This is a genomic window from Thiomonas bhubaneswarensis (genome assembly GCF_001418255.1).
In the GTDB taxonomy this organism is placed as follows: Bacteria; Pseudomonadota; Gammaproteobacteria; order Burkholderiales; family Burkholderiaceae_C; genus Thiomonas; species Thiomonas bhubaneswarensis.
The window spans coordinates 261,903-282,356 of the sequence record NZ_LIPV01000003.1 but is presented as its reverse complement, the minus strand read 5'-3'; the positions used below and the strand labels follow the sequence as shown (position 1 = coordinate 282,356).

Below are 20,454 nucleotides of genomic sequence, written 5' to 3'. Positions count from 1 at the left end.
CTCTCATGCACGATCAATTCGAACACAAGCAGCAAGCCTGGTCCGCGCGTTTTTCCGAGCCCGTCAGTGCGCTGGTGCAACGCTATACCGCCTCGGTGGATTTCGACAAGCGACTGGCGCTGTTCGACATCGCCGGTTCGATTGCGCATGCCACCATGCTGACCGAACAGGGCATCCTCAGCGCGGACGATCTCGCGTCCATAGAGCGCGGCATGGCGCAGATCCGCGACGAGATCGCCTCCGGCACGTTCGAATGGAAGCTCGAACTCGAAGACGTGCACCTGAACATCGAAGCGCGGCTGGTGCAGCTCGTCGGTGACGCAGGTAAGCGTCTGCATACCGGCCGCAGCCGCAACGATCAGGTCGCCACCGACATTCGCCTGTGGCTGCGCGACAGCATCGACCAGACCGTCGCCCAGATTCGCGCCCTGCAGCGCGCCCTGGTGCAACTGGCTGCTGCGCATGCCGACACCATCATGCCCGGCTTCACCCATCTGCAGGTGGCCCAGCCGGTCAGCTTCAGCCATCATCTGCTGGCCTATGTGGAAATGTTCGGCCGCGACGCCGAGCGTCTGCGCGACTGTCGCGCCCGCGTCAATCGCCTGCCCCTGGGCGCCGCCGCGCTGGCCGGCACCACCTTCCCGATCAACCGCCCGCGCGTGGCCGAACTGTTGGGTTTCGACGGTGTTTGCCAGAACTCGCTCGACGCCGTGAGCGACCGTGACTTCGCCATCGAATACAACGCCGCCGCGGCGCTCATCATGGTGCACATCAGCCGCTTCAGCGAAGAACTGGTGCTATGGATGAGCCCGGCCTTCGGCTTCATCGACCTGGCCGACCGCTTCTGCACCGGCTCAAGCATCATGCCGCAGAAGAAAAACCCCGATGTACCGGAACTCGCGCGCGGCAAGACCGGCCGGGTCACCGGCCATCTGATGAGCCTGCTGATGTTGATGAAGGGGCAGCCCCTGGCCTACAACAAGGACAACCAGGAGGACAAGGAGCCGCTGTTCGACACCGCCGACACGGTGATCGACACTCTGCGCATCTTCACCGACATGGTGGGCGGCATCCGCGTCAAGGCCGAGTCGATGGAGCGCACCGCGCTCCAAGGCTACTCCACCGCGACCGACCTTGCCGATTATCTGGTGAAAAAAGGCCTGCCCTTCCGCGACGCGCACGAGGCGGTCGCCCAGGCGGTGCGATTCGCGGTAGAGCGCGGCATCGGCCTGGAAGACATCGGCCTGGAGGATCTGCGCCGGTTCTCACGGCTCATTGGCGAGGACGCGCCCGAGGCGCTCAAGCTCCAGGGCTCATTGGCCGCGCGCGATCACCTCGGCGGCACCGCGCCGAATCAGGTCCGCGCGCAGGTGGCGCGATGGCAGGCTGAACTCAACCAGGCCTGATGTAACGAGGCGGACGGCGCGGCCTTGCCGACCGCCACGCTCAGGCGCGCGGCAGTGTCACACCGTGCTGGCCCTGATACTTGCCACCACGATCCTTGTAGCTGACTTCGCAGACATCGTCGCTCTCGAAGAACAACACCTGCGCGCAGCCCTCGCCAGCATAAATCTTGGCCGGCAGCGGCGTGGTGTTGGAGAACTCCAGGGTCACATAGCCCTCCCACTCGGGCTCGAACGGGGTGACATTCACGATGATGCCGCAGCGCGCATAAGTGCTCTTGCCCAGGCAGATGGTGAGCACGTTGCGCGGGATGCGGAAGTATTCCATCGTGCGCGCCAGCGCAAAGCTGTTGGGCGGAATGATGCAGACGTCGCCGCGAAAATCGACGAAGGATTTTTCATCGAAGTTTTTCGGATCGACGATGGTGCTGTTGATGTTGGTGAAAATCTTGAATTCGTTGGCGCAACGGATGTCGTAACCGTAGCTCGACGTGCCGTAACTGATGATGCGGTGCCCGTCGGCCTCGCGCACCTGCGCAGGCTCGAAAGGTTCGATCATCGCCGTGTTCTGCGCCATGCGGCGAATCCACTGATCGGATTTGATGGTCATGATGAAGGGCAGTGCGGGACAGCCGACTGCTGCAATAAGGCCGATAGGCGCAACCATACCGCATCGCTGGGCGCGTCGATCCGCACACGCTTGCGCCTCGAAGTCTGGCCACCGACCAGATCGACGGCACGGCGCGGCAACTCGCAGCACTCGGCCAGATAAGCCATCAACGCGGCGTTGGCCTTGCCATCGACGGCAGGCGCGCCCAATCGCACACGCAAGGCGGCACCATGCTCGCCATCGAGCTGCGTGCGTCGCGCATTGGGCACCACATGGACATCGAGCACACAGGCCGAGCCATCAGGGTGAAGCCAGGCTGGAAGCGGGTTTGAAATCGACATGGAACATGCGTTGATTCGCACAAGCGCCGTCACGCAAGGCGTCGTTGCCACCATGAAAAAACCCAGGCGATGATCTGCCTGGGTTCTATCGCCTGAAATCGCGCAGCGCGAACCCCCGCGAATCATCGTGAGGGTTCGCTCGATCGCGCCTCAGGGCTTGCTGGTCGGGAACGGCCAGGCGGCTTGCGGGTTCAGCTTGGTTTGCGCAGGCGCGGCCTTCTTGGCCGGTGCAGCCTTCTTGGCCGGTGCAGCCTTCTTCGCAGGCGCAGCCTTCTTGGCCGGAGCTGCCTTCTTGGCCGGAGCTGCCTTCTTCGCAGGCGCAGCCTTCTTCGCGGGCGCGGCCTTCTTGGCCGGAGCCGCCTTCTTCGCAGGCGCAGCCTTCTTCGCCGGAGCTGCCTTCTTGGCGGGCACAGCCTTCTTCGCCGGAGCTGCCTTCTTGGCGGGCGCAGCCTTCTTCGCCGGAACCGCTTTCTTCGCAGGCGCAGCCTTCTTCGCCGGAGCCGCCTTCTTCGCGGGCACAGCCTTCTTAGCGGGGGCAGCCTTCTTGGCCGGTGCTACTTTCTTCGCTGGTGTTGCGGCCTTCTTCGCCGGTGCAGCTTTTTTTGCAGTTGCCATGGTGATTCTCCTTGATCAAGTCTTATGAAGTTGAGCCGGTCGCCAAATCGCGTCCGAGCGCCTCACGGCCCCGCCTCCCGGCGGTCTCCAGTACGGGACATCGGCACGGCGTTCAGCCGGCACCACCTGCGATCGGCTCAGCGCTGATCCGTGCAGGGGATTCACTTCCCTCGGCATCAGGGCCATTGCGGGAAGGAATGAGGAGCGGCGCGCACGGCCCGCATCTCTGGACACCCAGAGCGCGAGGCGCCAGTCGGCGCGCCGAAAACGATTGATCGGGAATTCGGGCATCACCACCGATGCCCCGCGCTGCGCATCGCCGAAAAACAGAGGGGGAGGTTCCACCCTCCGGCGCTGCAGTGCCGGATGTCTTTGGGTGGAATGGACTCGGTCAACAATCACTCTGTTGTGCGTGCTCGCAAGTTATTCAGGCGTCATTCCCAGGAGAGCGCGCCACCCGACTGATACTCGATCACGCGGGTCTCGAAGAAGTTGCGCTCCTTCTTCAGGTCGATCATTTCGCTCATCCAGGGGAAGGGATTTTCTTCATTGGGGAAGATGGCATCGAGACCGATCTGCACCGCACGGCGGTTGGCAATGAAGCGCAGGTAGCCCTTGAACATCGAGGCGTTCAGCCCAAGCACGCCGCGCGGCATGGTGTCTTCGGCGTAGCGGTACTCGAGCTCGACCGCCTGGTGGAACAGGCCGGTGATCTCGCGCTTGAACTCAGGTGTCCACAGGTGCGGATTCTCCAGCTTGATCTGGTTGACCAGATCGATGCCGAAGTTGGTGTGCATGGACTCGTCGCGCAGGATGTACTGATACTGCTCTGCAGCGCCGGTCATCTTGTTTTGCCGGCCCATCGACAGGATCTGGGTAAAACCGACATAGAAGAACAGGCCCTCCATCAGGCACGCGAACACGATGATGGAGCGCAGCAACTCCTGATCGTTGCGCTCGCTGCCGCCGAACGCCGACGTGCGGAAGTTCGGGTTGGTCAGGGTGTCGATGAAGGGAATGAGGAACTCATCCTTGTCGCGGATGGAGGCGATCTCGTGATAGGAGTTGAAGATCTCGCTCTCGTCGAGGCCGATGCTCTCGACGATGTACTGGTAGGCGTGGGTATGAATGGCCTCTTCGAAAGCCTGGCGCAGCAGGTACTGGCGGCACTCGGGGTTGGTGATGTGGCGATAGGTGCCCAGCACGATGTTGTTGGCCGCAAGCGAATCGGCCGTGGTGAAGAAGCCGAGGTTGCGCTTGATGATGAGGCGCTCGTCATCGGTCAGGCCATTGGGGTCTTTCCACATGGCGATGTCGCGCGACATGTTGATTTCCTGCGGCATCCAGTGATTGGCGCAGGAGGCGAGGTATTTGTCCCAGGCCCACTTGTACTTGAAGGGCACGAGCTGGTTGACGTCGGCACGGCAGTTGATGATGCGCTTGTCTTCGGCACGCACGCGAGCATCGGATGCGGCACGCTGGCTGTAGACATCGGCAGCCAGTGACAGCGCGGAAGCCGGTGCGGGGTTGCTGGTCTTGGCTTGCGCAGTGGCCAGCAGGTTGTGGAGTGAACGCTCCGCCAGCGCGCCTTGCGCGGGGGTTGCTGCGTTCGGTTGAGGATCGTCCCAAGTAAGCATGTTGATGACCTTCCGAGAATTATCAAGTGTTCAGCGCAAAGGCTCAACACAGTTGAAGCGGGGATGCATGGTTTGCAGGGCGTGTGTTGTGCAGGCGCATCGCAGTTCGTGCCGCATGATGTCTTGATCGTGGGTTGAAGGGTGCGATGCGCTGATCTGCTGCTGGGCTTGCAGTGGCTGCTGTGCGCGGCTTGGCTTGTTGCTTATTGGCAGGCCTCACACTCAGGGTTGTCGATGCCGCAGAAGCGGATGTCGCCCGACTGCACCACGGCCTGGGCCGAGGCCTGCGTGACTTCGCTGGGCGCCTGCGGCACGGCGTTGAGCTGACCGGCCTTGACGGTGGACTTCTCGGCATGCGTGGCACCAATCGTGCGCAGGTAGTAGGTGGTCTTGAGGCCACGCAGCCACGCGAGCTTGTAGGTTTCGTCCAGCAGTTTGCCCGAGGCGTTGGCCATGTAGATGTTGAGCGACTGCGCCTGATCGATCCACTTCTGGCGACGGGCGGCGGCTTCGATGATCCACTTGGTATCGGTCTCGAAGGCGGTGGCGTACAGCGCCTTGAGGTCGGCCGGAATGCGGTCGATGCGCTGGGTGCTGCCATCGAAGTATTTGAGGTCGGCCACCATCACCGCATCCCACAAGCCGCGCGCCTTCAGGTCGCGCACCAGATACTGGTTGATGACGGTGAACTCGCCCGACAGATTCGACTTGACGTACAGGTTCTGGAAGGTCGGCTCGATGCAGGCGTCCACGCCGACGATGTTGGAAATGGTGGCTGTGGGCGCGATGGCCACGCAGTTGGAATTGCGCATGCCATGCTGCGCGATCTGGGCGCGCAGGGCGTTCCAGTCGAGGGTGCTGGAGGTGTCGGCCTCGACGTAGCCGCCACGCTGCTCGGCCAGCAGCTTCAGGCTGTCCATGGGCAGGATGCCCTGATCCCAAAGCGAGCCGCCATAGCTGCTGTAGCGACCACGCTCGCGCGCCAGTTCGCTCGACGCCCAGTAAGCCTCAAAGCACACCGCCTCCATCGAACGGTCGGCAAACTCCATCGCTTTCTGCGAGCCGTAGGGGATGCGCAGTTGGTACAGGCAGTCCTGAAAGCCCATGATGCCCAGGCCCACCGGACGGTGCTTCATGTTGGCGTTGCGCGCCTTCGCCACGGCGTAGTAGTTGATGTCGATGACGTTGTCGAGCATACGCATGGCGGTCTGCACGGTACGCTTGAGCTTGGCCTGATCGATGACCTTGGCACCGCCCTCGCCATCCTTCAGGTGGGCGACGAGGTTGACCGAGCCGAGGTTGCATACCGCGATCTCGTGCTCGTTGGTGTTGAGCGTGATCTCGGTGCAGAGGTTGCTCGAGTGCACCACGCCGACATGCTGCTGAGGGCTTCGCACATTGCACGCATCCTTGAAGGTGATCCAGGGATGGCCGGTTTCGAACAGCATCGACAGCATCTTGCGCCACAGTTGCACGGCGGGCACGGTCTTGAACAGCTTGAGCTCGCCCAATGCGGCCTTCTGCTCATAGCGGGCGTAGGCCTGCTCGAACGCCTTGCCGAACTTGTCGTGCAGATCGGGCACGTCGGAGGGGCTGAACAGCGTCCAGTCACCGCCCTCCATCACCCGCTTCATGAACAGATCGGGCACCCAGTTGGCGGTGTTCATGTCGTGCGTGCGGCGGCGGTCGTCGCCGGTGTTCTTGCGCAGCTCCAGAAACTCTTCGATGTCCAGATGCCAGGTCTCCAGATAGGCGCAGACCGCGCCCTTGCGCTTGCCGCCCTGGTTCACCGCCACGGCGGTATCGTTGACCACCTTGAGGAAGGGCACCACCCCCTGGCTCTTGCCATTGGTGCCCTTGATGTGGCTGCCCAGCGCGCGCACGCGGGTCCAGTCGTTGCCCAGCCCGCCGGCGAACTTGGACAGCAGGGCGTTTTCCTTAATGGCTTCATAGATGCCGTCGAGGTCGTCGGCCACGGTGGTCAGGTAGCAGCTCGAGAGTTGCGAGCGGCGGGTGCCGGAATTGAACAGCGTGGGCGTGCTCGACATGAAGTCGAAACTCGACAGCAATTCGTAGAACTCGATGGCGCGCGCCTCGCGGTCGATTTCATTGAGCGCCAGGCCCATGGCCACGCGCATGAAAAAGGCCTGCGGCAACTCGATGCGGCGGCCGTCCTTGTTGACGCGGGTGTCGGCACGATTGGCGAGGAAGTAACGGTCGTACAGAGTTTGCAGGCCGAGGTAGTCGAACTGCAGATCGCGCTCGGCCTTGAGCGCCGAGCCCAGGCGAGCGAGATCGAACTGGGCCAGCCGGTCGTCGAGCAGTTCAAGCTCGACCCCTTCCTTGATGCATTGCGGGAAATACTCGGCATAGCGCTGGCTCATCTGCGCCTGGGAAATGTCTTCGTGCAGGGTTTCGCGGCGCATGGTGTGCAGCAGCAGCCGCGCAGTGACCTTGGAGTAATCGGGGTCGCGCTCGATCAGGGTGCGCGCGGCGAGGATGGCGGCCTTGTAGACCTCCAGCATGGGCACGCCGTCGTAGAGGTTGCGCAGCGTTTCGGCCACGATGGGCGCCGCCTTCACGTCGGCGCTCAGATTGGCGCAGGCCGACTCGATAAGGCCGACGAGCGCGGCTTGATCGAGAGGTTTGCGCACACCATCGTCGACCACATGCAGCACGGGCGCGGCGGTCTGTTCGGCAACGGTCGCCTTCTGCTTGGCACGCTCCTGCGCGCGGCGCTCACGGTAGAGCACGTAGGCCCGGGCCACTTCATGCTGGCCGGTGCGCATCAACGACAGTTCGACCTGGTCCTGAATATCCTCGATATGAAAGGTGCCGCCGCTGGGCCGACTGCGGAGCAGCGCGCGCACGACGTTTTCGGTCAGCGCATTCACGGTCTCGCGCATGCTTGCCGAGACAGCCCCCTGACCGCCCTGCACGGCGAGGAAGGCCTTGGTCATGGCCACGGCAATCTTGCCCGGCTCGAAGCCCACCACCGCACCGTTGCGACGAATGATCTTGTAATCCGAAAAATCACCCGATGCGGCCTGCCTCTGCGAGTCCGCTTCTGGATGGGTGAAGTGTGGCGCGACGGGGGTCGGTTCGGTCGTGGGGGCTGTCTGGGACATCAAGTACTCCTCGGGGCAGAAGGTTCGGCGGTGCATGTCCGGCGACGCATGAAGGCGCACGGGCATGGCACGAATGAGCAATGGGGCAGCATCGGAAAACGCACATGACCAAGCCATGCTCAAGCACTGACTGGCTGCGTCACCCGAAGCTCAAAGACACTATATCTAGTGGTCATTTGAAATTCAACCACTATTTGTAGCGTATTTGCAATCGACAGCTCACCCACAGCTTATGCACAGAGTCATGCACAAGCTCAGCATCCGGGAAGACCCGGATCGCGGTCAGAACGACTGAAAGGGAAAGGCTCGCGCGGGCAGGGCCAGGCCGTTCTTCAAGCGCCGCCAATCGAAGCCCGAGCCGGGGTCGGTCTTGCGTCCCGGCGCGATGTCGCTGTGGCCCGCGACCGCGCGCAGGGGATAGCGCGCTAACAGCTCGGCGCCCAGTGCGGTCAGGGTCTCGTACTGCTCTGGTTCGAACGGTTCGTCATCGCTGCCTTCGAGCTCGATGCCGATGCTGAAATCATTGCAACGGTCTCGCCCGGCGAAATGCGAGACGCCCGCATGCCAGGCGCGTTGGTCGCACGAGACGAACTGCGTGAGCACGCCGTCGCGCCCAACGACGAAGTGGGCCGACACCCTGAGGCCTTCGAGTGCAGCAAAGGTTGGATGCGCGAGCGGATCGAGGCGGTTGCAGAACAACTGCTCGATCGCATCGCCGCCGTACTGGCGCGGCGGCAGCGCGATGCAATGAATCACCAGCAGGTCGATCGGCATGCCGACGGGTCGGTCGTCGCAGTTGGGCGAAGGCATGTGGCGGGCATGGGGCATCCATCCCGGCCCTGCCGCGTCGGCTTCGGTGACTGCGGCCATGATCAGGCAGAGCCATCCGGCGCATCCGCCGGATCACGGATGTCCAGTCGTTCCATGCGGTAGCGGATCTGGCGCAGGTTCAGGCCCAGCAATTGCGCGGCTGCGGTGCGATTGAAGCGGGTGCGTCGCAAGGCCTCGCACAGAATGCTGCGCTCGACCTGGTCGAGATAGGCGCCGAGATCGGGCGGCAGCGGCGTCTGGGCGACGAACTGCGCCATCGGAATCTGCGCGGACTGCTGCGAATCATCAACGACAGGCTCGGGCTTGAGGACGGGCGGTGCCGAAGCTGTTGGCAGCGCCGCAGTCGAACTTACCGAAGCGGCTGGCTCGGCAGCGACGGGCGCGGGTGCGCCGCTCTGCAGCTCGATGTCGTCCGGCCCGAGCAGATCCTGCGCCGCCAGGGCCGCCGCGCGATGCAGCAGGTTCTCGAGTTCACGCACATTGCCCGGGAACCGATGTTGACGCAGGTGCTGCAGCGCCGCCGGGCTCAGCCGCAGGCCGGGCCGGGCGTTGTCGCGGCGGATGTCCGCCAGCAAGGCCTCGACGAGCACGGGAAGATCGTCCAGACGCTCGCGCAGCGGAGGCAGCGACACGGCAATGACGTTGAGGCGGTAAAACAAATCCTGCCGGAACTGGCCCTGCTCCACCATCCGCTCAAGATGGCGGTGCGTGGCGCTGACCAGCCGCACATCCACGGCCACTTCGGCGGTCTCGCCCACCGGACGGACACGCCGCTCCTGCACCGCGCGCAGCAGCTTGGCCTGCATCGCCAACGGCAGCTCGCCGATCTCGTCGAGAAACAGCGTGCCGCCCTGCGCTGCGGCAAAAAAGCCGGCATGGTCGGTCATCGCCCCGGTAAACGCACCTTTGCGATAACCGAAAAACTCGGCCTCCAGCAATTGCTCGGGTATGGCGCTGCAGTTCACCGGCACGAAGGGCCCACCGGCGCGGGCGCTGCATTCGTGCACGGCCCGGGCGGCCAGCTCCTTGCCCGTGCCCGACTCGCCGTGAATCAGCACCGGCGCCATGCTGCGCGCCACGCGCTGCAGCGTCTGCTTGAGCGCGCGCATCACGCCGGACTCGCCCACCATGCGTTGCAGCGCACTGCTGGTCGGCGCCTTGACCTCCACGTCGGCCGTGGCAAGGGCCGCATGCACGGTGCGGCGCAGCGCGGCCAGATCGACCGGCTTGCTCAGGTAATCGAACGCGCCCGCCTTGAGTGCCGCCACTGCGTTTCCGGCACTGCCGTAGGCGGTGATGACAATGGACTTCTCGTGCCGATCGGGCTGGGCCTCCAGCCAGCGCAACAGATCCAGACCCTCGCCGTCAGGAAGCCGCATGTCGGTGAGCATGAGCGCATAGTGCCGCCTCAACAAAAGATCGCGCGCCTGCGCAACGCTTGCCGCCACGTCGATCTGCCAACCTTCATGCACCAGGCTCAAGGTGTAGAGCTCGCGCAAGTCGGGTTCATCGTCGACGATGAGAATGCGCACATCCGCTGAATTCATGCTTCGGGGCCCGGTGCGATCTGGATGACAAAGGCGCCGCGCGCCTGGGGCGTGCCTTCGCGCTCGATGCGATAGACCAGGCGCGCGCCATTGCGCAGACACAGTTCGTGGGAAATATACAGGCCCAGCCCCACGCCGCGGCTGCTGGTGGTGCGAAACGGCTCGAACAACTGCGCGCGCAGTTCGGCGTCGATCAATGGGCCGTCGTTGGAGACCTGGATTTCACGCACCCGCTCGGCGCCCAGTTGCCGGATCTCGATGGCCCGCGGCTGGTTGCTGGCGTAGCGCCGGGCATTGCTCAGCAGATTGACCAGAATCCGGCGCAGGTGCAGGGCATCGAAGCGGATCTGCGCCGCATCATCCTGAATGAACAGACCGATGCGACCTTCGTCGGGCTTGTCGAACTCGGCGTGAAGCTCGCGCATCAGCGGGGCGCAGGGCATCAGGCCGATGTCGCGCGGCGCGGTGCGTCCGAGCTCCAGCACATCTTCCACGGTCCGGTTGATGCGCTCCACGTTCTGGCCAATGAGGTGGTGTAGCCGTTCGAGCTGCGCCGGATCGGCCGCGTACTCGCGGGCCAGCTGGTTGGCCTGACCGATCGCTCCCAATGGGTTGCGGATCTCGTGCGCCACACTGGCCACCAGCCGGCCCATGGCCGCCAGCTTCTCCTGCTGGATGCGGGCATCGATTTCGCGCAGGTCCTGAAGCACGATGAGGTAGCCTGTGCCGCCGGGCAGATTGTCCAGCCTCGATAAACGCAGCAGCAGCTTGCGCCCCGCCGGGGTGCGCACCTGCACTTCCAGTTCGTCCTCGCCGTCGATGGCCATGCGCTCGACCTCCTGCCGCACCGCCTCGGCCGCCGGCAGCTCGCGCAGCGCCTTGCGCCCCCCCAGCCAGCGCGCCGTGACCGCATCGCTCCACGGCAGATCGAGCAGATGCTGCGCCGCCGGATTGAGCGCCTCCAGCACCATGTGTCCATCGACGACCATGACGCCGTCGCGCTGTGCCTCGATCACCCGCTGGTTCAGCGCCATCTGACGCCGTGCGATGGACTCACTGGCCGTCGCCCTCGCCTCCTGGCGGGCGAGACGTTGCGACAACTGCCAGGTCAGCACCGCCACGGCGAAATAGGCGATGCCGACAAAGGCCGCGTTGAGCATGCGCTGCTCGGCCTCCGCCACGCCGCCCATCATCGCGAACGCGGCACCGCCCAGCAGGATCAGTGTCACCAGAGCCGCGACGAACATCGTGAGCGACAAAGTGCCATAGATGCCAGCGGCCAGCACCGGCAAGGCATAGATCAGCGCGAATTCGCGCGCCGGGTAGCCCGCGGTGAACTGCAGGGTGCTGAACGCCAGAAGATCAACGGCGATCGCAATCAACACCTGCCAGGCCAGACCGCCCGTGCGAAAAAAACTCCACCACAGACTCAGGGCGGTCAGCACCAGGTAGGCCAGCGCAACCCAGTAGCCAAGGCCGGAGGTGGGTTCGCCTTCGCCATGCCCTTTGGCCTGCAGCATGGGCAGCAACACCAGCCAGGCCAGCAGCATCAGCGCCATGACCACCCGCGCCGCGGCCAGGACGCGAAAGGTGCGCAAGCGCTCGCGTCCCAGGCGGGACGACGGCACCAAAGCCGAGCCCGACGAAGCACCTGTCGGCGCAAACATGGACCGCGCGAACGCGCTCTCGGCGGTAGGCGCCGCGGGCGATTTACGACCCCAGACGGGCATGCTCTTCGCTGCAGTACGGCTTGCCATCTCGCCAGACGCAGCGGCTGGCGGGAGAGTGCACCCCGCAGTGCGAGCAGGGCAGCATCGCTTCAGGAATTTTCGGCTTGGGAGGCGGTTGCGGAGGGCGCACACTGCGGGGCTGCTGCGCCTTCTTGATGAACATCAGCCCGACGATCACCACCACGAACAGAACAAGGTACTTCATCGCTGCAAAATCACCTGCAGCACAAAGCGCGAGCCGACGTAGGTGAGCATCAGCAGCACCGTGCCGCCGAACAGCCAGCCCAGGGCGCGCGTTCCACGCCATCCCAGGAACACCCGGCCGAACATCAGCACCGCAAAAATGAGCCACGAAGCGATGCCGAACACCGCTTGGTGATTGAACTCGAAGGGCTTGCCGAACAATTCCTCACTGAACGTGGCGGCAAACACGAGCGAGGCCGTCAACAGCACAAAGCCCACGCCGGCCAGCCGATAAGTCAGCTTTTCGAGGGTGAGCAAGGGCAGGCTGCGTGACACCCCCGACACCGCCCCCTTGCCCCGGTGCAGCGAGCGCTCGGCCGTCCACAGCAGAATGCCATGCAGCACCGCGGCGCCGAACAGGCCGTAGGCGGCGATGCCCATCGCCCAGTGCAGGGCAAAGGTGGGGCCGGCGCCATACGGCGGCGTGAAGGTGCCCGGAAAGACCCAGCTCAGAAGAATGGACATGGCCGCCAGCAGGCAGATCCAGCTCCGCAGCTTCTGCAAGGGGTAGTAGAGGCTTTCCACCCAATACACCGCCGCGACCAGCCAGAAGGTGACAGAGAGCGCCTGCGCGAAGCCGAAATGCGGCTGCAGCTCGCCGTGCAGCACCATGGCGAAAGTGATGGTCTGAGCGATCCAGGCCAGCGCCATCACCCAGGTCGACCAGCGCTCGGGCCGTGGTTTCGCCCCAGGCTCGCCGCCCTGCGCGTCACCCGACGCCATGGCGGGCACGGGACGCGACAACACCGCCGCCAGCATATAGAAGGCGAACGCGAGGCTATTCACTAAAATCGACATATTCCAAGTTTAACCGACCCCCCTGCGGCCAGCCGACGCCACGCAAGGCAAAACCAGACCGGTAGAAGGCTCTGCGTCTGCCCTGCACCCGAACTCTCCACGCCTCATGCTCAACAACCTCACCCAACGTCTGTCCCGCGTGGTCAAGACCCTCAAGGGCGAAGCACGCATCACCGAGTCCAATATTCAGGACATGCTGCGCGAAGTGCGGCTCGCACTGCTCGAAGCCGATGTGGCACTGCCGGTCGTGAGGGAGTTCACCGCCCGCGTCAAGGAAAAGGCGCTAGGGCAGGAAGTCGTCGGCTCTCTCACCCCTGGGCAGGCGTTGGTGGGGGTGGTGCAGCGCGAACTGGCCGATCTCATGGGCGGTGATGCCGTGCCGCTCAACCTCGCCACTCAGCCTCCGGCCATCGTGCTCATGGCCGGTCTGCAGGGCGCGGGCAAGACCACGACCACCGCCAAACTGGCGCGGCTGCTGACCGAGCGGCAGAAGAAAAAGGTGCTCACCGTCTCGTGCGACGTGTACCGGCCGGCGGCCATCGCCCAGTTGCAGACGGTCACGGCGCAGGCGGGCGCGGAGTTCTTTCCGTCTTCGCCGCAGGACAAGCCGCTGGACATCGCCCGCCGCGCGGTCGATTACGCGCGCAGCCACCACTTCGACGTCCTCCTCGTCGATACAGCCGGTCGCCTGTCGGTGGACGAGGCCATGATGCGCGAGATTCAGGAACTGCACGGCGCGCTCAAGCCCATCGAGAGCCTGTTCGTGGTCGATGCCATGCAGGGCCAGGACGCTGTGAACACCGCACGGGCCTTCCACGACACCCTGCCGCTGACGGGCATCGTGCTGACCAAGCTCGATGGCGACGCCCGCGGCGGTGCGGCGCTGTCGGTGCGTCAGGTCACCGGGGCGCCGATCAAGTTCGCCGGGGTGTCGGAGAAGATCGACGGCCTCGAGCCCTTCGACCCGCGCCGCATGGCAGACCGCATTCTGGGCATGGGCGACATCCTCGCGCTGGTGGAGCAGGCGCAGCGTCAGGTCGACATCGACGCCGCGCAGCAACTCGCCGCCAAGGTGAAGTCGGGCGCCCAGTTCGATCTCAACGACTTTCTGATGCAACTGCAGCAGATGAACAAGATGGGCGGCCTGCAGGGCATGCTCGACAAACTGCCGGCCGAAATGCAGGCCAAGGCCGGACAGGCCGACATGAACCGCGCCGAGCGCGACATGCGCCGCATGCAAGGCATCATCCACAGCATGACCCCGCAGGAACGCCACAAGCCCGAAGTCATCAAGGCCACGCGCAAGCGCCGAATCGCCGCCGGCGCCGGCGTTCAGGTGCAGGACGTCAACCGCCTGCTCAAACAGTACGAGCAGATGCGCGACATGATGAAAAAAATGAAGGGCGGCAAGATGTTCAAGATGATGCAGCGCATGGGCGGCATGATGCCGCGCTGAACCGGCTCACGCCGAGACGTGCAAAGTCTTCAACCCGAACCACCCGCCACCAGCCAGCGTTGGCGTGCGGCAAGCACCGCATCGGGATAGGCGGCCCGGCCGCGCGAGCCGTTGTAGCGGCCCAGGGCGTAGAACAGGTTGCCGTTCTCGATGTTCAGATAGTGCCGCAGGATCACGCAGCCGTAGCGAAGATTGACCTGCATGTGAAACAGGCTGGTGATGTCGCCATTGCCGATCTGTTTAGTCCAGAACGGCATGACCTGCATATAGCCCATCGCGCCGGCCGATGAGATGGCGTACTTCTTGAACCCGCTTTCCACCTGGATTAAGCCCAGGATCAGCGCGGGTTCCAGTCCGGCGCGGTGAGATTCATACCAGACGGTCTGTAGAAAATCGCGGCGTACCGAAAACCCGGGAATCCGGTACTGCAGTCGTGCCGATTCGGTCGCCAGCCACACCCAGTACTGGGCAAAATGATCGGCGTCTCGAAAGTGCGGCTGCGGCGGCGGCGCCTCGGCGATCTGCGCCGCCAGCGCAGTGCGCACGGCGTCGCTGAGCTGCTCTTCCTTCTGCGCACCGGCCCAGGCCGGGGCCGCTGGCAGCCCCCAGCCCGAAACGACGGCAGCCCCGAGCCCTGCCATCCGCACCAGACAATGGCGGCGGGAAAGACGCCTCATACACCCCGGCCTTGTCGAAAACAGACTCAGCGCTTGAGCCGGGCCTGCAATTGCGCTGATGCTTCGGCCAGTGGCAGCAAGGTCGGCGCGGCATCGCGGCGATGCTGGTATTCCACCGTGCCGTCCTTGAGCCCACGATCGGACACCACCAGACGATGCGGCACGCCGATCAGTTCCCAGTCGCCGAGCATCACCCCGGGACGCTCGCCACGATCATCCAGCGCCACATCCACGCCGGCCGCCAGAAGCTCGGTGTGGAGTGCATCCGCCGCCTCGCGCACAGCCTCGCTGCGGTCGTAGCCGATGGGGCAGATCACCGCGGTGAACGGCGCGATCGCATCGGGCCAGATCATGCCCTTGGCGTCATGGTTCTGCTCGATGCAGGCGCCGAGAATGCGGGTGATGCCGATGCCGTAGCAGCCCATTTCCAGCGTCTGCGATTTGCCCTTGTCGTCAAGAAAGGTCGCGCCCATCGCGGCTGAATACTTGGTGCCGAGGTAGAACACATGCCCGACCTCGATCCCCCGGCAGATGGATAGCAGGCCCTTGCCGTCCGGACTCGGGTCGCCCGCCAGCACATTGCGGATGTCGGCCACTTCGGGCTCGGGTAGGTCGCGCCCCCAATTCACGCCGGTGTAATGAAAATCGGCGGCATTGGCGCCGACGACGAAGTCGCTCATATTGGCAACGGTGCGGTCGGCGATCACTCGAACCGGCTGCAGGGTGCCCAAAGGCCCCAGATAGCCCGGAGGCGTGCCGAAGGCGGCCACGATCTCGGCTTCGGTCGCCATGCGGGTGTTGGCCAGACCGGCAAGCTTGCCCACCTTGACCTCGTTGACCGCATGATCGCCGCGCACCAGCAGCAGCACGAGCGACGGCTGTTGCCCTGGCTTGTCGGCATCGACTGCCAGCACCACCGATTTGATCGTCTGCTGCAACGGGATGCCCAGCAACGCGGCGACATCCTCGCATTTCGCCGCGCCCGGCGTGGGCGTCTTGCGCAGGTCTTGGGTGGGCTGGGCACGCGTGGCGATCAAGGAGAGCGCCTCGGCCTTTTCGATGTTGGCGGCATAGTCGGACGCCTCGCAGTACGCGATGGCGTCTTCACCGGTCTCGGCGATGACGTGAAACTCATGGCTGAGCGACCCGCCGATGGCGCCCGAATCAGCCGCCACCGCGCGGAACTCGAAACCAAAGCGCTGAAAGATGCGCACATAGGCATCGAACATCGCGCGGTAGCTGACCTGTGCCGACTCAAAATCGCGGTCGAAGGAGTAGGCATCCTTCATGGTGAATTCGCGCGCCCGCATCACACCAAAGCGCGGCCGACGTTCGTCGCGAAACTTGGTCTGGATGTGATAGAAGTTCAGCGGCAACTGACGCCAGCTACGCACCTCGCTGCGCACCAGATCGGTCACGACCTCTTCTGAAGTCGGCTGGATCACGAAGTCGCGGTCATGGCGGTCCTTGATGCGCAGCAGCTCGGGGCCGAACTTGTCCAGTCGGCCCGTTTCCTGCCAGAGCTCGGCGGGCTGCACCACCGGCATGAGCAGCTCGATGGCGCCCGCCCGATTCATTTCCTCGCGCACAATGGCCTCAACCTTGCGGATGCTGCGCAGGCCCAACGGCAGGTAGCTGTAGAGCCCGGCGGCGTGTTTCTTGATCATGCCCGCGCGCAGCATCAGCGCCTGGCTGCGAACATCGGCATCGGCCGGATCGTCTTTCTGGGTGGAAATGAAAAAGCGGGAAATTTTCATGCGTAGCGGCGTGTGCGCCGACATTGTGGAGACATCGAGAGGTGGACTGAACGGGCCAGCGCCCGGGGCGCATCATCAGGCCTCTTCGACCTGTGGAAATCCCCCCTGCAACGGCGGCGTCGCTGCCTATAATCGGATTGAGAATTCTAAAAGATCGAGGATCAGGCGATGTTGGATCGCGAAGGCTACCGTCCCAACGTGGGCATCATCCTGCTCAACGCCAGAAATCAGGTGTTCTGGGGCAAGCGTGTACGGGCGCATTCCTGGCAGTTTCCCCAGGGCGGCATCAACCCGGGCGAAACCCCCGAGCAGGCGATGTACCGCGAACTGCACGAGGAGGTTGGCCTCGACCCTTGCCACGTCCGCATCATCGCCCGCACCCGGCACTGGCTGCGCTACGACGTGCCCAGCCACTTCGTTCGCCGCGACAGCCGCGGCATCTACAAAGGGCAGAAGCAGATCTGGTATCTGCTGCGCCTGACCGGCCGCGATTGCGATGTCTGCCTGCGCGCCACCGAGCACCCCGAGTTCGATGCCTGGCGCTGGAACGAATACTGGGTTCCGCTCGACAACGTGATCGAGTTCAAGCGAGAGGTCTATCAACTGGCGCTGACCGAACTCGCCGCTTTCCTGCCCAAGGCCGAGCCACGCACGCGTTTCCTGCGCGCCAATCTACGCCATCGTCATGATGGGCCGGCAGCGGTTGCCGAGAACGGCGCTCCGCCCTCCCCCACCTCTCCCCTAACCACCCCGGATCCGGCATGATGGTCTCGCGATCCGAGTCCGTGCGCATCGCCCTGCTGGCCTTTCTGGGTTGCATGCTCACCCTGGCGCCCCGTGCCCATGCGCAGTCCAGCAGTGACGAAGGCTGGTTCGGCGCCAAGACCGCCGCAGCCGAGGCCCCCGTCTCCCTTCCCGCCGCGCCCACAGACCTCGTGCACGTGCACATCACCGCCAGTGGCTCGCTGCAGTTCTATGTCGACCGGGCTTCGGTCTCGGTGGAGCCGGGTCAGACCGTGCGCTACACCCTGGTCGGAAAAACGCCCAATGGCCCGAGCAACATCACCTTCGAGGGCATCAACTGCGTCACGCGCCAGTGGAAGCTCTATGCGCTCTGGAACGACGTCAGCAAGCAGTGGGTCAAGGCAACCTCAAGCGAATGGCAGCGCATACCCGAAAGCGGCGCGACGCGTGTGCATTCCACCCTGTACCGCGACGATTTCTGCCTTAACCAGTCGGTCAGAGGCTCTGCCGCCGACTTGGTGCGTCGCATCGAACTGGGGCTGCACGCCCCGTCTTCACTCTCGAACTGAACCAGGGCCGAACCGCCTCACAGAAACACCATGTTGTCGCGGTGGATCAGTTCGGGCTCCTCGCTGAATCCGAGTATGGCCTCAATGTCCGAAGACGGACGGCGCATGATGCGCCGGGCCTGCGACGCGGCGTAATTGCTCAACCCCCGGGCGATTTCAGCACCGCCGCTGTCTTGCACCGCAATGACATCGCCCCGCTCGAAGTCACCCTGAACCTCGACGACGCCCACGGGCAGCAGACTCGCACCCTGCGCACGCAGTCGGCGGGCGGCGCCATCGTCCACCCTCACCCAGCCGCGCAGTTGCAGGTGATCGGCCATCCACTGTTTGCGCGCCGCGAGTTTGGCATGTCCGGCCAGGAGCTGGGTGCCGACGATTTCGCCCTGCGCCAGCCGTATCAGTACATCGGGCTCGCGGCCACTCGCAATGACGGTATGCGCGCCACTGCGCGCCGCGCGCCGTGCTGCGGTGACCTTGGTAGCCATACCACCGGTGCCTATGCCCGTGCCGGCACCGCCGGCCATGGCCTGCAAGGTGGCGTCCTCGGCGTCGGCCTGGGCGATGAGCGTGGCGTCGGCATGTTTGCGCGGGTCGGCGCTGTAAAGACCAGACTGGTCGGTGAGGATGATGAGCACATCGCCCTCCACCAGATTCGTGACCAACGCACCCAGGGTATCGTTGTCACCGAACTTGATCTCGTCGGTGACCACCGTGTCGTTCTCGTTGATGACGGGCACGACACCCTGCTCCAACAGGGTCAGCAGAGTCGTGCGGGCGTTGAGGTAGCGCTGGCGATCGGCCAGATCGGCGTGGGTCAGCAAGACCTGCGCAGCGACCATGCCGCGCTGCCGAAACGCTGTTTCGTAGGCTTGCGCCAGCCCCATCTGACCCACGGCCGCCGCAGCCTGCAATTGATGCATTTCACGCGGCCGCTGCGACCAGCCCAGACGGCGCATGCCTTCGGCGATAGCGCCGCTGGAAACCAGAATCACATCTTTGCCTGCCGCGCGCAATCCGGCAATCTGCCCGGCCCAGCGAGACACGGCCTCGAGATCGACGCCGCGCCCCTCATTGGTCACGAGACTGGAGCCGACCTTGATGATGATGCGTCGCGCGGCTTGCACGACGGAACTCGATGGCTTCAATTCAGGGGCTGACATCGTCGAGGGAATCATTACGGAAGCGGGGATCGGGTTCGACGGTTTCGACCGGCTTGCTCTGCCCAATGTGTTCGGCAATCGCATGCAGCAAAGGGTCGAGGCCCTCGCGCGCCAGCGCCGAGATCGGGAATACCGGGCCCTTGTAGCGCAAGCGACGCACCAGGTTTTTCACCGCCGTCTCACGTTCACCCTCGGGCAAAAGATCGAGTTTGTTGAGCACCAGCCAGCGCGACTTGGCCGCCAACTCGGCATCGTATTTTTTCAGTTCGGCCACGATGGCGCGCACATCCTTGACCGGATCGGCACCCTCTTCCACGGGCGCCATATCCACGATGTGCAGCAGCAGCTTGGTGCGCTGCAAATGGCGCAAAAACTGGTGCCCGAGCCCCTGCCCCTCCGCCGCGCCTTCGATCAACCCGGGAATGTCGGCAATGACGAAGCTCCGGCCAGGCCCCAGACGCACCACGCCAAGATTGGGATACAGCGTGGTGAAGGGGTAGTCGGCAATTTTGGGCCGGGCGTTCGACACCGCCGCGATCAAGGTACTCTTGCCCGCATTGGGCATGCCTAGCAAACCCACGTCGGCCAGCACCTTCAGTTCCAGGCGCAGTTTGCGGTGTTCGCCCTCTTGTCCCTTGGTCGATTCGCGCGGCGCCCGATTCACGCTCGACTTGAAGTGCAGATTGCCCAGGCCGCCCTGGCCACCGCGAGCGATGATGATCTCCTGTCCGTCCTGAACCAGATCGGCGATCAGTTCGTTCGTTTCCGCGTCATAAATCAGGGTGCCGACTGGCATGCGCAGCACCTTGTCGTCGCCACCCGCGCCATACTGATCCGCACCGCGCCCATGCTCGCCATTGCGGCCGCGATGCAGCTTGGAAAATCGGAAATCCACCAGGGTGTTGAGATTGACGTCGGCACGCGCAATGACATGCCCGCCACGGCCGCCATCACCGCCGTTCGGGCCGCCAAAGGGAATGAATTTTTCACGGCGAAACGACACGCAGCCGTTGCCGCCGTTGCCGGCGTGCGCTTCGATCACGACTTCATCGACAAATTTCACGGTGCACTCGTTTCGCAGAAAAAACAGAAAACCCCGGCAGGTGATGCAGGCACACGCGTCGCGTGCTTTGCGTCACCATGCCGGGGCGTGGGTGGGGTTTTCACCCCGATCCGGCCACAGAAGTGCCGGATCAGTCGATCGGACC

The 20,454-nt window shown here is 64.1% G+C and carries 18 protein-coding genes; 4 read left to right on the top strand and 14 right to left on the bottom strand.

Annotated features, from left to right (window positions below; all coding sequences use genetic code 11):
- Nucleotides 1-5: 5 nt before the first annotated feature.
- Nucleotides 6-1,406, top strand: coding sequence for an argininosuccinate lyase (gene argH / locus ASC45_RS05780; RefSeq protein ID WP_055450068.1), 1,401 nt, complete (start codon nucleotides 6-8; stop codon nucleotides 1,404-1,406).
- A gap of 40 nt (nucleotides 1,407-1,446) precedes the next feature.
- Here the strand turns inward: argH and dcd are convergent, their stop codons facing one another.
- The 10 genes from dcd to ASC45_RS05730 form a co-directional block, all read right to left on the bottom strand.
- A complete protein-coding gene (dcd, locus tag ASC45_RS05775; protein WP_055450067.1) occupies nucleotides 1,447-2,013 on the bottom strand; it encodes a dCTP deaminase in 567 nt (188 codons plus the stop codon).
- Nucleotides 2,010-2,354: a DUF167 domain-containing protein gene (locus tag ASC45_RS05770; RefSeq protein WP_055450066.1), complete on the bottom strand. Its 345-nt coding sequence runs from the start codon at nucleotides 2,352-2,354 to the stop codon at nucleotides 2,010-2,012. Before ASC45_RS05770 ends, dcd begins: the two co-directional genes overlap by 4 nt.
- A gap of 150 nt (nucleotides 2,355-2,504) precedes the next feature.
- Nucleotides 2,505-2,969: a histone gene (locus ASC45_RS15450; protein WP_072242981.1), complete on the bottom strand. Its 465-nt coding sequence runs from the start codon at nucleotides 2,967-2,969 to the stop codon at nucleotides 2,505-2,507.
- A gap of 434 nt (nucleotides 2,970-3,403) precedes the next feature.
- A complete protein-coding gene (locus ASC45_RS05760; RefSeq protein ID WP_055450065.1) occupies nucleotides 3,404-4,606 on the bottom strand; it encodes a ribonucleotide-diphosphate reductase subunit beta in 1,203 nt (400 codons plus the stop codon).
- Between the two features lie 203 nt (nucleotides 4,607-4,809).
- Nucleotides 4,810-7,734 (bottom strand): ribonucleoside-diphosphate reductase subunit alpha, encoded by a 2,925-nt coding sequence (locus ASC45_RS05755; protein ID WP_055450064.1) that lies wholly within the window; start codon nucleotides 7,732-7,734, stop codon nucleotides 4,810-4,812.
- A gap of 282 nt (nucleotides 7,735-8,016) precedes the next feature.
- Complete coding sequence (ampD, locus tag ASC45_RS05750; protein ID WP_055450063.1) at nucleotides 8,017-8,604, bottom strand: 1,6-anhydro-N-acetylmuramyl-L-alanine amidase AmpD; 588 nt, start codon at nucleotides 8,602-8,604, stop codon at nucleotides 8,017-8,019.
- Nucleotides 8,605-8,606: 2 nt separating this feature from the next.
- Entirely contained in the window at nucleotides 8,607-10,112 is a 1,506-nt protein-coding gene (locus tag ASC45_RS05745) for a sigma-54-dependent transcriptional regulator (RefSeq protein WP_055450062.1), read from the bottom strand.
- Nucleotides 10,109-11,779, bottom strand: a complete 1,671-nt coding sequence (locus ASC45_RS05740) for a sensor histidine kinase (RefSeq protein WP_055450160.1) — start codon at nucleotides 11,777-11,779, stop codon at nucleotides 10,109-10,111. Before ASC45_RS05740 ends, ASC45_RS05745 begins: the two co-directional genes overlap by 4 nt.
- Nucleotides 11,780-11,822: 43 nt before the next feature.
- On the bottom strand, nucleotides 11,823-12,047 hold the full coding sequence (locus tag ASC45_RS05735) for a PP0621 family protein (RefSeq protein ID WP_055450061.1): 225 nt from the start codon (nucleotides 12,045-12,047) through the stop codon (nucleotides 11,823-11,825).
- Nucleotides 12,044-12,871, bottom strand: coding sequence for a cytochrome C assembly family protein (locus ASC45_RS05730; RefSeq protein ID WP_245609965.1), 828 nt, complete (start codon nucleotides 12,869-12,871; stop codon nucleotides 12,044-12,046). Before ASC45_RS05730 ends, ASC45_RS05735 begins: the two co-directional genes overlap by 4 nt.
- 118 nt (nucleotides 12,872-12,989) lie before the next feature.
- On the opposite strand from ASC45_RS05730, the gene ffh reads away from it, so the two are divergent.
- Nucleotides 12,990-14,339: a signal recognition particle protein gene (gene ffh, locus ASC45_RS05725; protein WP_055450059.1), complete on the top strand. Its 1,350-nt coding sequence runs from the start codon at nucleotides 12,990-12,992 to the stop codon at nucleotides 14,337-14,339.
- A 29-nt stretch (nucleotides 14,340-14,368) separates the two neighbouring features.
- On the opposite strand, the gene ASC45_RS05720 is transcribed toward ffh, so the two are convergent.
- Nucleotides 14,369-15,016 (bottom strand): lytic transglycosylase domain-containing protein, encoded by a 648-nt coding sequence (locus ASC45_RS05720; protein ID WP_055450058.1) that lies wholly within the window; start codon nucleotides 15,014-15,016, stop codon nucleotides 14,369-14,371.
- Between the two features lie 26 nt (nucleotides 15,017-15,042).
- On the bottom strand, nucleotides 15,043-16,773 hold the full coding sequence (locus tag ASC45_RS05715; protein WP_055450159.1) for a proline--tRNA ligase: 1,731 nt from the start codon (nucleotides 16,771-16,773) through the stop codon (nucleotides 15,043-15,045).
- 168 nt (nucleotides 16,774-16,941) lie between these two features.
- Here ASC45_RS05715 and ASC45_RS05710 point away from each other — a divergent pair, with 168 nt between their 5' ends.
- Together ASC45_RS05710 and ASC45_RS05705 are read left to right on the top strand one after the other, a co-directional pair.
- Complete coding sequence (locus ASC45_RS05710) at nucleotides 16,942-17,538, top strand: RNA pyrophosphohydrolase (protein ID WP_055450057.1); 597 nt, start codon at nucleotides 16,942-16,944, stop codon at nucleotides 17,536-17,538.
- Complete coding sequence (locus ASC45_RS05705; RefSeq protein WP_055450056.1) at nucleotides 17,535-18,086, top strand: CNP1-like family protein; 552 nt, start codon at nucleotides 17,535-17,537, stop codon at nucleotides 18,084-18,086. Before ASC45_RS05710 ends, ASC45_RS05705 begins: the two co-directional genes overlap by 4 nt.
- 17 nt (nucleotides 18,087-18,103) lie before the next feature.
- Here the strand turns inward: ASC45_RS05705 and proB are convergent, their stop codons facing one another.
- Entirely contained in the window at nucleotides 18,104-19,246 is a 1,143-nt protein-coding gene (gene proB / locus ASC45_RS05700; protein ID WP_055450055.1) for a glutamate 5-kinase, read from the bottom strand.
- Nucleotides 19,233-20,309: an Obg family GTPase CgtA gene (cgtA, locus tag ASC45_RS05695; RefSeq protein WP_055450054.1), complete on the bottom strand. Its 1,077-nt coding sequence runs from the start codon at nucleotides 20,307-20,309 to the stop codon at nucleotides 19,233-19,235. The genes proB and cgtA overlap by 14 nt, the downstream gene beginning before the upstream one ends.
- Nucleotides 20,310-20,454 lie beyond the last annotated feature (145 nt).

Bases quoted from the DNA above. Each gene is read 5' to 3' on its own strand.
- ASC45_RS05770 (WP_055450066.1), bottom strand. From the start codon at position 2,354: ATGTCGATTTCAAACCCGCTTCCAGCCTGGCTTCACCCTGATGGCTCG.
- ASC45_RS05760 (WP_055450065.1), bottom strand. From the start codon at position 4,606: ATGCTTACTTGGGACGATCCTCAACCGAACGCAGCAACCCCCGCGCAA.
- ASC45_RS05745 (WP_055450062.1), bottom strand. From the start codon at position 10,112: ATGAATTCAGCGGATGTGCGCATTCTCATCGTCGACGATGAACCCGAC.
- dcd (WP_055450067.1), bottom strand. From the start codon at position 2,013: ATGACCATCAAATCCGATCAGTGGATTCGCCGCATGGCGCAGAACACG.
- ASC45_RS05740 (WP_055450160.1), bottom strand. From the start codon at position 11,779: ATGTTTGCGCCGACAGGTGCTTCGTCGGGCTCGGCTTTGGTGCCGTCG.
- ASC45_RS05705 (WP_055450056.1), top strand. From the start codon at position 17,535: ATGATGGTCTCGCGATCCGAGTCCGTGCGCATCGCCCTGCTGGCCTTT.
- proB (WP_055450055.1), bottom strand. From the start codon at position 19,246: ATGTCAGCCCCTGAATTGAAGCCATCGAGTTCCGTCGTGCAAGCCGCG.
- ampD (WP_055450063.1), bottom strand. From the start codon at position 8,604: ATGGCCGCAGTCACCGAAGCCGACGCGGCAGGGCCGGGATGGATGCCC.
- ASC45_RS05720 (WP_055450058.1), bottom strand. From the start codon at position 15,016: ATGAGGCGTCTTTCCCGCCGCCATTGTCTGGTGCGGATGGCAGGGCTC.
- ASC45_RS05735 (WP_055450061.1), bottom strand. From the start codon at position 12,047: ATGAAGTACCTTGTTCTGTTCGTGGTGGTGATCGTCGGGCTGATGTTC.
- argH (WP_055450068.1), top strand. From the start codon at position 6: ATGCACGATCAATTCGAACACAAGCAGCAAGCCTGGTCCGCGCGTTTT.
- ASC45_RS05710 (WP_055450057.1), top strand. From the start codon at position 16,942: ATGTTGGATCGCGAAGGCTACCGTCCCAACGTGGGCATCATCCTGCTC.
- ASC45_RS15450 (WP_072242981.1), bottom strand. From the start codon at position 2,969: ATGGCAACTGCAAAAAAAGCTGCACCGGCGAAGAAGGCCGCAACACCA.
- ASC45_RS05755 (WP_055450064.1), bottom strand. From the start codon at position 7,734: ATGTCCCAGACAGCCCCCACGACCGAACCGACCCCCGTCGCGCCACAC.
- ffh (WP_055450059.1), top strand. From the start codon at position 12,990: ATGCTCAACAACCTCACCCAACGTCTGTCCCGCGTGGTCAAGACCCTC.
- ASC45_RS05715 (WP_055450159.1), bottom strand. From the start codon at position 16,773: ATGAAAATTTCCCGCTTTTTCATTTCCACCCAGAAAGACGATCCGGCC.